The sequence below is a fragment of the Pseudomonas sp. Irchel 3H9 genome (genome assembly GCF_900187495.1).
GTDB lineage: Bacteria > Pseudomonadota > Gammaproteobacteria > Pseudomonadales > Pseudomonadaceae > Aquipseudomonas > Aquipseudomonas sivasensis.
The window spans coordinates 365,840-377,754 of sequence record NZ_FYDK01000003.1 but is presented as its reverse complement, the minus strand read 5'-3'; the positions used below and the strand labels follow the sequence as shown (position 1 = coordinate 377,754).

General features: G+C 59.6%; 10 protein-coding genes. 7 read left to right on the top strand and 3 right to left on the bottom strand.

The features are described 5' to 3' along the window. The first annotated feature begins 103 nt into the window (after positions 1-103). From CKW32_RS13510 to CKW32_RS13490, 5 genes are all read left to right on the top strand, one after another. Positions 104-799 (top strand): FadR/GntR family transcriptional regulator, encoded by a 696-nt coding sequence (locus CKW32_RS13510; RefSeq protein WP_032884308.1) that lies wholly within the window; start codon positions 104-106, stop codon positions 797-799. Between the two features lie 121 nt (positions 800-920). Further along, the gene (trxA, locus tag CKW32_RS13505; RefSeq protein WP_015886460.1) at positions 921-1,250 is read left to right on the top strand and encodes a thioredoxin TrxA; all 330 of its coding nucleotides are present in this window, start codon (positions 921-923) and stop codon (positions 1,248-1,250) included. Positions 1,251-1,485: 235 nt separating this feature from the next. Further along, the gene (gene rho, locus CKW32_RS13500; protein ID WP_003176825.1) at positions 1,486-2,745 is read left to right on the top strand and encodes a transcription termination factor Rho; all 1,260 of its coding nucleotides are present in this window, start codon (positions 1,486-1,488) and stop codon (positions 2,743-2,745) included. A 156-nt stretch (positions 2,746-2,901) separates the two neighbouring features. Further along, positions 2,902-4,368, top strand: a complete 1,467-nt coding sequence (gene ubiD, locus CKW32_RS13495; RefSeq protein WP_032884305.1) for a 4-hydroxy-3-polyprenylbenzoate decarboxylase — start codon at positions 2,902-2,904, stop codon at positions 4,366-4,368. Then, entirely contained in the window at positions 4,368-5,333 is a 966-nt protein-coding gene (locus CKW32_RS13490) for a CDP-6-deoxy-delta-3,4-glucoseen reductase (protein WP_032884304.1), read from the top strand. Before ubiD ends, CKW32_RS13490 begins: the two co-directional genes overlap by 1 nt. Before the next feature lie 76 nt (positions 5,334-5,409). Here the strand turns inward: CKW32_RS13490 and CKW32_RS13485 are convergent, their stop codons facing one another. Continuing rightward, entirely contained in the window at positions 5,410-5,892 is a 483-nt protein-coding gene (locus CKW32_RS13485) for a hypothetical protein (protein WP_032884303.1), read from the bottom strand. Positions 5,893-6,235: 343 nt separating this feature from the next. Between CKW32_RS13485 and CKW32_RS13480 the strand changes: the two genes are divergently transcribed. Continuing rightward, on the top strand, positions 6,236-8,623 hold the full coding sequence (locus CKW32_RS13480) for a TonB-dependent siderophore receptor (RefSeq protein WP_032884301.1): 2,388 nt from the start codon (positions 6,236-6,238) through the stop codon (positions 8,621-8,623). Between the two features lie 27 nt (positions 8,624-8,650). Next, the gene (locus tag CKW32_RS13475) at positions 8,651-9,304 is read left to right on the top strand and encodes a gamma-glutamylcyclotransferase (protein ID WP_032884300.1); all 654 of its coding nucleotides are present in this window, start codon (positions 8,651-8,653) and stop codon (positions 9,302-9,304) included. Here CKW32_RS13475 and glpT read toward each other — a convergent pair. Together glpT and CKW32_RS13465 are read right to left on the bottom strand one after the other, a co-directional pair. After that, positions 9,301-10,638 carry a glycerol-3-phosphate transporter gene (glpT, locus tag CKW32_RS13470; protein WP_032884299.1) on the bottom strand — a complete coding sequence of 446 codons (1,338 nt, stop codon included), beginning with the start codon at positions 10,636-10,638 and terminating at the stop codon, positions 9,301-9,303. The genes CKW32_RS13475 and glpT overlap by 4 nt on opposite strands. A 291-nt stretch (positions 10,639-10,929) precedes the next feature. Then, positions 10,930-11,907, bottom strand: coding sequence for an NADPH:quinone oxidoreductase family protein (locus tag CKW32_RS13465; RefSeq protein ID WP_032884298.1), 978 nt, complete (start codon positions 11,905-11,907; stop codon positions 10,930-10,932). Between the last annotated feature and the right edge of the window lie 8 nt (positions 11,908-11,915).

The following is an 11,915-nucleotide window of genomic DNA, read 5'->3' as shown; positions in this document are numbered from 1 at the left end:
GAGCGCCGGCAAAAACCTGCGAGCCCCTTTGGGGCGTGGCTTGCCGCCGGCCGCGAATAGCTTTACAACTAGCCGCTCTGCTGACTGAAACCTTGAGTTTTTTATGAATTCCATCGCCCAAGCCGTACCGGAAGCGGCCCTGCAGGCCATTCGCAAACTGATCAAGGAGCAGGGCTTCGGGCCAGGCGACGCGTTGCCGTCCCAACGCGACCTGGCGGTGCAGTTGGGCGTGAGCCGAGCGTCGTTGCGTGAGGCGTTATCGTCCCTGAGTGCGTTGGGCGTGGTCAGCGTGCTGCCGGGCAAAGGCGTATTCGTGCAGGCGGCGGAGGACGCGCCGGGCTTTGCCTGGCCTTTCGCGGCCCAGGCCACGCCGTTGGATATCTTCCAATTGCGCTATGCGCTGGAGGGGTTTGCGGCGGGGCTGGCGGCGGTCACGCTGACCATCGATGAGCTGGACAGTCTTGAGGACAACGTTGAGGCGATGCGCAAGGTGCTCAAGGCCGGCGACTTCGACGCCGCGGCGCGGCTGGACTTCGAGTTTCACCAGCGCATCCTGTTGGCCAGCGGCAACCAAGCGATGGTGAGTATTCTCAGTGCCAGCGCCGAGGTGTTCCTGGAAAGTCAGAAATTACCGTTCATCCGGCCAGAGCGGGCCATGGAAACCTGGCAGGAACATCGCAAAATTTTGCGTGCCTTGGCCCGGCGTGCGAGTGCGACAGCGCAGAAAACCATGCAGGAACACGTACGTAATGCAGCGTTACGCACGGGCATTACCTTTGTGAGTCCCGTCGCGTCTTGAATTGGGCTATACCCAAACTCATGCATCACCATAGCAAGACTCAATCAGAGGCGGCTTCCTGAACGGGGGAAGGGCGGCTATGATGGGCAACGTTTTTTTTGCTTACAATCCGGAGACATCCATGAGCAACGATCTTATCAAGCACGTCACCGACGCGACCTTTGAGGCCGAAGTACTCAAGGCTGCTGGCCCGGTGCTGGTTGACTACTGGGCTGAATGGTGCGGCCCTTGCAAAATGATCGCTCCGGTCCTGGACGACATTGCAACTACTTACGAAGGCAAGCTGACCATTGCCAAGCTGAACATCGACGACAATCAGGAAACCCCGGCCAAGCACGGTGTGCGCGGTATTCCTACGCTGATGCTGTTCAAGAACGGCAACGTTGAAGCCACCAAAGTAGGTGCGCTGTCGAAGTCCCAGCTGCAAGCTTTCCTCGACGCCAACATCTAAGCGTCGTCAAAAAGGCCCCGCAAATTGCGGGGCTTTTTCGTTAAACAGGGCTAGACGCTCCGAAATTCAGGTGGTACATTCGGCCCCGCACTGGTTTCTCCACTGCCCCCTGCAAGCCGTCGCCGACGCATTCCTTTTCGATTAGTACGCGATCCTGTCGCCTTCTCTGCGGCGCGGCCTCATTAAGCCAAAAGCTTAATTTCCCCCCCTCCATAAATGATTACGTCATTCCTATATGAATCTGACTGAACTCAAGCAAAAGCCGATTACCGACCTGCTCCAATTGGCCGAAGAAATGGGCATAGAAAATATGGCCCGTTCGCGCAAGCAGGACGTGATTTTCTCCCTGCTCAAGAAGCACGCGAAAAGCGGCGAGGAAATCTCCGGTGATGGCGTGCTGGAGATTCTCCAGGACGGCTTCGGCTTCCTCCGCTCTGCAGACGCTTCCTATCTCGCCGGCCCAGACGATATCTACGTCTCGCCGAGCCAGATCCGTCGCTTCAACTTGCGCACCGGTGACACCATCGTTGGCAAGATCCGTCCACCGAAGGAAGGCGAGCGTTACTTCGCCCTGCTCAAGGTCGACACGATCAACTTCGATCGTCCAGAGAACGCGAAAAACAAGATTCTCTTCGAGAACTTGACCCCGCTGTTCCCGACTGTGCGCATGAAGATGGAAGCCGGTAATGGTTCCACCGAAGACTTGACCGGTCGTGTGATCGACCTGTGCGCTCCGATTGGCAAAGGCCAGCGTGGCCTGATCGTCGCACCGCCGAAAGCCGGTAAGACCATCATGCTGCAGAACATTGCAGCGAACATCGCGCGTAACAACCCCGAAGTTCACCTGATCGTATTGCTGATCGATGAACGTCCGGAAGAAGTGACCGAAATGCAGCGCACCGTGCGCGGCGAAGTGGTTGCCTCGACGTTCGATGAGCCGCCAACCCGCCACGTGCAGGTTGCCGAAATGGTGATCGAGAAGGCCAAGCGCCTGGTCGAACACAAGAAGGACGTGGTGATCCTGCTCGACTCCATCACCCGTCTGGCCCGTGCTTACAACACCGTGATCCCGAGCTCCGGCAAGGTATTGACCGGTGGTGTCGATGCCCACGCCCTGGAGAAGCCGAAGCGTTTCTTCGGCGCCGCGCGGAACATCGAAGAAGGCGGCTCGCTGACCATTATCGCCACCGCGCTGGTTGAAACCGGCTCGAAGATGGACGAAGTGATCTACGAAGAGTTCAAGGGTACCGGCAACATGGAACTGCCTTTGGACCGTCGCATCGCGGAAAAACGCGTGTTCCCGGCGATCAACATCAACCGTTCCGGCACCCGCCGCGAAGAGTTGCTGACTGCCGACGACGAACTGCAGCGTATGTGGATCCTTCGCAAGCTGCTGCACCCGATGGACGAAGTTGCAGCCATCGAGTTCCTTATCGACAAGCTGAAAACCACCAAGACCAACGACGAGTTCTTCCTGTCGATGAAGCGTAAGTAATACGACGTTTCAGGTCCGAAAGAATGGCGCCCCCAGGGGCGCCATTTTTTTTTGCGCGTTTTTTAAGCGCATTCGGCAGTCAAATGCACCGCGATAAGCTGCCAGCCAGCCTCAGAGCAGGTAGGATGTACGCCTATTTTACGGGTGGCATGGTTAATGAAATTCAAGGATCTTCGGGATTTCGTGCAGCAACTTGAGCAGCGCGGAGAGTTGAAACGTATCCAAGTGCCGGTTTCCCCAGTGCTGGAAATGACTGAGATTTGCGACCGTACCCTGCGTAGCAAGGGCCCGGCGCTGCTGTTCGAAAACCCGACCGGCTTTGATATTCCGGTGCTCGGCAACCTGTTCGGCACGCCCGATCGCGTGGCGTTCGGCATGGGCGCCGAGTCGGTCAGCGAACTGCGCGAGATCGGCAAACTACTGGCCTTCCTCAAGGAGCCCGAGCCCCCCAAGGGTCTGAAGGACGCCTGGTCGAAGCTGCCGATCTTCCGCAAAATCATTGCCATGGCCCCCAAAGTGGTCAAGGACGCGGTGTGCCAGGAAGTGGTCATCGAAGGCGATGACGTCGACCTGGCCATGCTCCCGGTGCAAACCTGCTGGCCCGGCGACGTCGGCCCGCTGATCACCTGGGGCCTGACCGTCACCAAAGGCCCGAACAAAGACCGTCAGAACCTCGGTATCTACCGTCAGCAAGTGATCGGCCGCAACAAGGTGATCATGCGTTGGCTGAGTCACCGTGGCGGCGCGCTGGACTTCCGTGAGTGGTGCGAAAAACACCCTGGCCAGCCGTTCCCGGTTTCCGTGGCCTTGGGTGCAGACCCCGCCACCATCCTGGGCGCTGTGACCCCTGTGCCGGACAGCCTGTCCGAATACGCCTTCGCGGGCCTGTTGCGTGGCAACCGTACCGAGCTGGTCAAATGCCGTGGCAACGACCTGCAAGTGCCGGCCACTGCTGAAATCATCCTCGAAGGCGTGATCCACCCTGGCGAGATGGCCGACGAAGGTCCTTACGGCGACCACACCGGCTATTACAACGAAGTCGACAGCTTCCCGGTATTCACCGTCGAACGCATTACCCACCGGATCAAGCCGATCTACCACAGCACTTACACCGGCCGTCCGCCGGATGAGCCGGCCATTCTCGGCGTGGCGCTCAACGAAGTGTTCGTGCCTATCCTGCAAAAGCAATTCCCGGAAATCACCGACTTCTACCTGCCGCCGGAAGGCTGTTCGTACCGCATGGCCATCGTGACCATGAAGAAGTCGTACCCTGGCCATGCCAAGCGCGTCATGTTGGGTGTGTGGTCGTTTTTGCGACAGTTCATGTACACCAAGTTCGTTATTGTCACCGACGACGACATCAACGCCCGCGACTGGAACGACGTGATCTGGGCCATCACCACGCGCATGGACCCCAAGCGCGACACGGTGATGATCGACAATACGCCGATCGACTACCTCGACTTCGCGTCGCCGGTATCGGGCCTGGGCTCTAAGATGGGCCTGGATGCTACCCACAAATGGCCGGGTGAAACTACCCGCGAGTGGGGTCGGGTGATCGTCAAGGATGAAGCCGTGACCGCGCGCGTCGATGCGATGTGGAAAGAATTGGGAATAGATTGATGCGTGTAACCCTGCAACCTTCCGGCGCCGTGCTGGAGCTGGTCCCCGGCGAGCGAATCCTCGAAGGGGCGCGCCGCCTGGGCTACGAATGCCCGCAGGCCTGTCGCAATGGCGTCTGCCACGTGTGTGCCGCGCTGCTGGTGGAAGGCCGGGTGCAGCAAGCAGGTGAGGTGCGCGACCACGGTGAGTTCTACACCTGCATCGCCGAACCGTTGGAAGATTGCATTGTGTTGTGGGATGGCGTGTTGGCGCCGGGAGAGTTGCCGTTGCGCAAGTTGTCGTGCCAATTGAGTGAATGCGTAGAGGTCGGTGGTGATGTGTGGCGCGTGCGCCTGCTGGCCCCGGCCGGCAAGGCGGTGCGCTACCACGCCGGGCAATACCTGATGATCGAACGGGAAAATGGCGAAAAATCCGCATTCTCCCTAGCGTCGGCGCCTCACTCCGGGCGCGAGCTGGAACTGCATGTGCTGGCCCGTGAGGACAGCGCGCGCGCCCTGCTGGAACAGCTGCAACGCAATCAGATGGCCCGTGTGGAGTTGCCGTTTGGCGATACCCATCTGGCTGAACTGCCGGACGGTCCGCTGGTGTTGATCGCCGCCGGCACCGGTATGGCACAGATGCATAGCCTGATCGAACATTGCCGCGCCTCCGGCTTCAAGCACCCGGTGCACCTGTACTGGGGCGTGCGACGCCCGGAAGACTTCTACCAGATCGAACACTGGGACCAATGGCTGCAACTGCCAAACCTGTTCCTGCACAAAGTCGTCAGTGATCTGTGCGGTTGGGAAGGACGCTGCGGTTTGCTCCATGAAGCGGTGTGCGAGGACATCGCCGACCTCAAGGCCGTGCACGTCTACGCCAGCGGCTCACCGGCGATGATCTACGGCACGCTGGATGCGCTGGTCGACGCCGGCATGGATGCGCATCAGATGCGCGCCGACGTATTCGCCTACGCGCCGCGCTGATCCATTCCAAGAGCCGCCGGCTTTTTGTGGTGAGCGGGCAAGCCTGTTCATCACAAAAGCCCCGCTCAGTGCTCGCTTAGAAGCGCACGCCGGTCGTCACCATCGCCGCATTGAACCCCAACAACACCAACTCCGCCGCCACCGGCCCGTAATGGGTGCCTACCGACGGAATAATCACCGGCGCCACACCGAAACGGTTCAATGGGATCTTGTCGCGGTATTTGCCGCGATAGCCCTGGATCGCCCCGCCCGTGACCTTCAGGTACACCGGATAGTCGGTCATGTCATAGCGCTTGCCCGCGTAGGCGTAGTACGAGCGCTGGCGGAACGAGTTGCGAAAGGTTGCCCCGCCATACACCAACCCTGAAGCTTCATTGCGCTCCAGGCCAATCAGGTCTTGGTTGTTGTTGTGGTCCTTGTCCGGCGCGAAGTGCCGAGTGTAGACGCTGGTCTGCGCGTACCAGAAGCCCTTGTCGTCTTCGGTGACGGGCGATTCGCCAGCTAGCGCGGTGGTGGCCTGGGCCAGCAATAACAGGCCAGGCAGTCGAAAATTCTTCATGGGTGCGACCTCGGTAGTCGGTTTGATGGGCGGCTAAGTGGGTCGTGATGTGCACCCTATTTTGACGGCTTGGCGCGTGCCCAGGCTGAACCGGGGCTGAAAGTAACGGGATCGCTACGGATAATCCTGACGGAGGGGCCTCTGGGCTTATGCATTCTCTTATTCCTTAAAGGTATTTAATTTGTTACATGAATATCTTTAAGCTATATCGCAACGGACTACCGATTTTCTGCCAATCACCAACAACTGACCGCCACCGCCCGCCAGCCGGATCGATCGTATGAGCTCAGAGCACTGACGTTCTGATGTTTGATTACTGATTCATAAGGGAAAGGGGAGCGGTATGGGGAGCTACAAGAAACACGCGCTGTACTCGGCGATTTTGTCGGCCAATTTGCTGACCGCTGTGAGCTTCAATCCAGTCTTTGCGGCCGAAACGTCCGCCACCGATGCACCCAAACTCGACACCGTGATTGTCACCGGCACCCGCGCTCAGGAGCGTACGGCGAGTGCTTCACTGTCACCCATCGATGTGATTTCCGGTGACAGTCTGCGCAGCACCGGCTCCGATGAGCTGGGCGCAGTGCTGGCGCGCCTTATTCCATCAATCAATTTCCCACGCCCAAGCCTGGTGGACGGCGCCGAATTGGTGCGGCCTGCACAGTTGCGCGGCCTGTCACCTGATCAGGTGCTGGTGCTGGTCAACGGCAAGCGCCGCCACACCAGTGCCTTCGTCAACCTGGGCGGCGCAGTGGGCCGTGGGTCGGCACCGGCGGACCTGAATGCGATCCCGCTGTCGGCGGTGGACCATATCGAAGTGCTGCGAGACGGTGCTTCCGCGCGCTACGGCTCGGATGCGATTGCCGGGGTGATCAACGTGATCCTCAAGCACGCTGACCATGGCGGCTCGATCTCCACCAAGTTCGGCGAATACAAGAAGGGCGACGGCATCCAGCGTAATGTCAGCGGCAACACCGGCCTGGCATTGGGCGACAACGGCTTTATCAACCTGTCGGCCGAAGGGGCTGACAACGACTACACCAACCGCGCCGGTGATGACTACCGCACCGGAAGCGTCGGCTCTACCACCTATGGCCAGCGCGTGTTCCGCCAAGGTGAGCCGGCCACCAATGAAGGCAAGTTCCAGTTCAACTCCGAATATTCCTTCAACGACGCGGCCGAGTTCTACACCTTCGGCGGTTACAGCAAGCGGCGTGGCGAGACGGCGGCGTTCTACCGCGCGAGCAATGCGTCCAACAACATCCCGGCGCTCAACCCCAACGGTTACCTGCCGCTGATCAAGGGCAACCTTGAAGACACGTCGTTGGTGGTAGGCCTGCGTGGCTTGCTGGCGTACGACTGGCATTACGACCTGTCGGCCAACTACGGCAAGAACCAGTACGCACTCAGCACTGAAACCATCAACACCTCCCTGGGCCTGGCGACACCGCGCAAGTTCGACAACGGCACCCTGAGCAACGACCAGAAGCAAGTCAGCCTGGACCTGTCCCGCGAGTTCGACGTGGGCTGGCTGCCTTACCCGGTGTCCGTGGCGTTCGGCGGTGAATACCTGCATCAGGGTTATGAAATCGAGGCGGGCGAGCCAGCGTCCTACTTCCAGACCGGCAGCTCTGGGCTGGGCGGCTTCCGGGATGCCGACGCGGGCACCAGCTCTCGTCACAATTGGGCGCAGTATCTGGACCTGGAAACCAACTTCACCGAAAAACTCAGCGCCTCGGCCGCCGTGCGCCATGAGGACTACAGTGACTTTGGCTCCAACGTCAGCGGCTCGCTGTCAGCCCGTTATGACTTCACCCCGCAAGTGGCCTTGCGCGGCAGTGTGTCCAACGGTTTCCGCGCGCCGTCCCTGGCCCAGCAGAACTTTGCCTACACCTCATCGCAGCTGATCGGCAGCACCATCCAGGAAGCCGGTACCTTCCCGGCCAACAGCCAGGTTGCGCGCTTGCTCGGTGCTGAAGACCTCAAGGCCGAGAAGTCGCGCAACTACAGCCTTGGTCTGGTACTGGAGCCGGCCGATGACCTGACGGTGACGGTGGATGTGTACCGTATCGACATTCGCGACCGTATCAGCCTGTCCTCCAACCTCGGCATAAACGCGGCGACGCGTGCCTACCTGCAGGCCAACGGCGTGGGCAACATTGATTACACCACCGCCCGCTACTTCACCAACGCCACCGACACCAGCACCGACGGCGTCGATCTGGTAGCCAACTATCGCTACCAATTCGATAGCGGTATCCGCTGGAACAGCACCGTGGGCTACAACTACAACCATACCAAAGTGACCGATGTGAAACCCAACCCGGCCATCCTCGATAGCCTTGGGGCGAACCTGGTGAGGGTGGACCGTCGCGAGCGCATCGGTTTGCTCGGCGATACCACGCCCCAGCACAAGCTGAGCTTGGGTAACGACTTCACCTACGGCAATTGGGCACTGCACAGCAATTTGGTGCGCTATGGTGAGTTCACCAGCTACCAGGCGGACAAGGTCAACGACCAGACTTTCAAGGCCGCCTGGGTACTGGATTTATCGGCTGACTACAAGCTGAAGAACTGGACCTTCACCTTGGGCGGCGACAACGTCACCGATAAATACCCAGAGAAGGTCAACGCCTTCGCCAGCAGTGGTGGCAATTTGGCCTATAGCACTTTTTCGCCGTACGGTTACAGCGGCGCGTTTTATTACGGTAAAGTTGCTTACAACTGGTAACACACAGGAGGCGTACCGCTTTTCGCCATGACCGCCATAGAAACCGATCTTCAGCAGTTGGCTTACCCTCCGCGGCTCGATCTGGGGCCGCAACTCACTCACGAACAGTTAATGAGCTCGATGCAGGCCACCATGGGCCGGCATAAAGGTGGGCCGGTCTGGCTATTTGCGTACGGTTCGCTGATCTGGCGTCCTGAATGCTCGTCTTCCGAGCGGGTGCGGGCGCGGGTCCACGGCTATCACCGCGGCCTGTACCTGTGGTCCCACGAGCATCGGGGCACGCCGGAAACGCCAGGGTTGGTGTTTGGGTTGGATCGCGGTGGCTCTTGCAGCGGGTTCGCTTACCGCTTGCCCGAAGATCAGTTGGAGGCCTCGCTTTACGCCTTGTGGCAGCGCGAGATGCCTTACCCGTCCTACCGGCCGCACTGGCTCAGCTGCCGTCTTGAGGATGGCAGTCAGGTGCAGGCGTTGGGGTTTGTCCTGGAGAGGCACTTGCCCAGCTATGCTGGCAACTTGCCGGATATTGTGCTCAACCATGTGCTGCAAAGCGCTTGCGGGCGTTACGGCACTACTCGCGATTATGTCGAGCAGACCGTAAACGCCCTGCGTAGCCACGCCATGCCAGATAAGAATCTGGAGGCGCGGCTCAAGCGTTGTGCAAAGGGTTGCTCTGGCGATTAACGCGCCGAGCTGACGCTGTTGGTGTGCCACAGCGTTGGGATCAGGAACGCGATAGCCAGCAGGCACGCACCGATCAGCAGTACGAAACCACCGTCCCAGCCGAAGTGGTCCACGGTGTAGCCCATTGCCGCACTGGCTGCCACCGAACCGCCCAGATAACCGAACAGACCGGTGAAGCCCGCGGCCGTACCGGCGGCTTTCTTGGGTGCCAACTCCAGGGCCTGCAGGCCGATCAGCATCACCGGGCCGTAGATCAGGAAACCGATGGAGAACAGCGCAATCATGTCGACCATCGGGTTGCCCGGCGGATTGAGCCAGTACACCAGGGTTGCCACGGTCACCAGCGCCATGAACACCACGCCCGTCAGGCCACGGTTGCCACGGAAGATCTTGTCCGACATCCAGCCGCACAGCAGCGTGCCTGGAATGCCTGCCCACTCGTAGAAGAAATACGCCCAGGACGTTTTATCCACGTCGAAGTGCTTGGCTTCCTTCAGATAAGTTGGCGCCCAGTCCAGCACGCCGTAGCGCAACAGGTAGACGAACACGTTGGCGAAGGCGATGTACCAAAGCATTTTGTTGCGCAGCACGTATTTGACGAAGATTTCCTTGGCGCTGAATTCTTCCTCATGGCTGGCGTCGTAGCCTTCGGGATAGTCGTTCTTGTATTTCTCGATGGGCGGCAGGCCAACCGATTGCGGTGTGTCGCGCATGGTGATGAAGGCAAAGGCCGCTACCGCCAAGGCCACAGTGGCCGGCACATAGAAAGCTGCGTGCCAGTCGTTGAACCACGCCATGCCCAGCAGGAACAGCGGACCGATCAGGCCGCCACCGACGTTGTGCGCCACGTTCCACACCGACACTACACCGCCGCGCTCTTTCTGCGACCACCAGTGCACCATCGTCCGCCCACTTGGCGGCCAGCCCATGCCCTGGGCCCAGCCGTTGATGAACAGCAGAATGAACATCATGGTCACGCTGGACGTTGCCCAAGGTGCGAACCCGAAAATGAACATCACACCCGCCGATATCAGCAGGCCGAAAGGCAGGAAGTAGCGTGGGTTGGAACGGTCGGACACCAGGCCCATGAGGAACTTGGACAGGCCGTAGGCAATGGCGATGGCCGACATCGCCAAGCCCAGTTGACCACGGGTGTAACCCTCGTCGATCAGGTAGGGCATGGCCAGGGAGAAGTTTTTACGCAGCAGGTAATAACCGGCGTAACCGAAGAAAATACCGGCGAAGATCTGCCAGCGCAGTCGTCGGTAGGTACTGTCTATTTTTTCTTCAGGCAGGGGCGCCTGATGCGCGGCAGGACGAAAGAAAGCAAACATTCAAGAGCTCCAAATTTCTTGTTTTGACTGCGGATGCGAATGTTACAGTTTCGTTACCGAAAATAGCATCGCTTCTCATGCACAAACACAGGAAATGGGAGCAATTGCATGTTCTTTTACGAACATGTCGTAAATGGATAAGTGTGGGTCGTTATCGATTTTATGATCGCAGGAGATCAAATGTGGGAGGGGGCTTGCCCCCGATAGCGGTAGGTCAGCCAGCTTATCTGTAGCTGACCCACTGCCATCGGGGGCAAGCCCCCTCCCACATTTGATTGCATTTCAGGTCGGTTAGCGGGTCTGGACGACGACCTTGCCGACAGCCTTGCGCTGGCCGAGGTCATTGATCGCCTGGGCGGCTTGCTCCAGTGGATACACCTGCGACACCAACGGCTTGAGCTTGCCCTCACCGTACCAAGTGAACAGTTGCTGGAAGTTCGCCGCATTGTCCTGCGGCTGGCGCTGGGCAAACGAGCCCCAGAACACCCCGACCACCGCTGCGCCCTTGAGCAAAGCCAGGTTCACCGGCAGCTCTGGAATACGCCCGCTGGCGAACCCAACCACCAGCAAACGCCCGTTCCAGGCGATGGCGCGGATGGCCTGGTCAAACAGGTCACCGCCCACCGGGTCGTAGATCACATCGGCGCCGTTGCCGTCGGTGAGGCGCTTGATCTCTTCTTTGAGGCTGGTTTCGCTGTAGTTGATCAGTTCATCGGCACCCGCGGCCTTGGCCACGGCGAGCTTGTCGGCGCTGCTGGCTGCGGCGATCACACGGGCGCCCATGGCCTTGCCGATTTCCACCGCGGCCAGGCCTACGCCGCCGGACGCACCGAGCACCAGCAAGGTTTCGCCCGGTTGCAGGTTGGCGCGTTGTTTGAGCGCATGCATCGAGGTGCCGTAGGTCATGCTGAAGGCGGCAGCGGTGTTGAAGTCCATGCTCGGCGGGATCGGTAGCACGTTATAGCCCGGCACAGCGACCTGCTCGGCAAAGCTGCCCCAGCCGGTGAGTGCCATGACCCGGTCGCCGACTTTCAAATGGCTGATCTTCTCACCCACTTCGCTGACCACGCCCGACGCCTCGCCACCCGGCGAAAACGGAAAGGGCGGCTTGAACTGGTACTTTCCCTCGATGATCAGGGTGTCCGGGAAGTTCACCCCCGCCGCGTGTACGTCCAGCAGGATTTCGTTCTTCTTGATCGCCGGGCTGGCGATTTCTTCCAGCACCAGGGTTTCGGCGGGGCCGAAGGCTTTGCACAGCACAGCTTTCATCGGGCTAT

Coding starts and splice junctions, on each gene's coding strand:
- CKW32_RS13510 (WP_032884308.1), top strand. CDS start 104: ATGAATTCCATCGCCCAAGCCGTACCGGAAGCGGCCCTGCAGGCCATT.
- trxA (WP_015886460.1), top strand. CDS start 921: ATGAGCAACGATCTTATCAAGCACGTCACCGACGCGACCTTTGAGGCC.
- rho (WP_003176825.1), top strand. CDS start 1,486: ATGAATCTGACTGAACTCAAGCAAAAGCCGATTACCGACCTGCTCCAA.
- ubiD (WP_032884305.1), top strand. CDS start 2,902: ATGAAATTCAAGGATCTTCGGGATTTCGTGCAGCAACTTGAGCAGCGC.
- CKW32_RS13490 (WP_032884304.1), top strand. CDS start 4,368: ATGCGTGTAACCCTGCAACCTTCCGGCGCCGTGCTGGAGCTGGTCCCC.
- CKW32_RS13485 (WP_032884303.1), bottom strand. CDS start 5,892: ATGAAGAATTTTCGACTGCCTGGCCTGTTATTGCTGGCCCAGGCCACC.
- CKW32_RS13480 (WP_032884301.1), top strand. CDS start 6,236: ATGGGGAGCTACAAGAAACACGCGCTGTACTCGGCGATTTTGTCGGCC.
- CKW32_RS13475 (WP_032884300.1), top strand. CDS start 8,651: ATGACCGCCATAGAAACCGATCTTCAGCAGTTGGCTTACCCTCCGCGG.
- glpT (WP_032884299.1), bottom strand. CDS start 10,638: ATGTTTGCTTTCTTTCGTCCTGCCGCGCATCAGGCGCCCCTGCCTGAA.
- CKW32_RS13465 (WP_032884298.1), bottom strand. CDS start 11,907: ATGAAAGCTGTGCTGTGCAAAGCCTTCGGCCCCGCCGAAACCCTGGTG.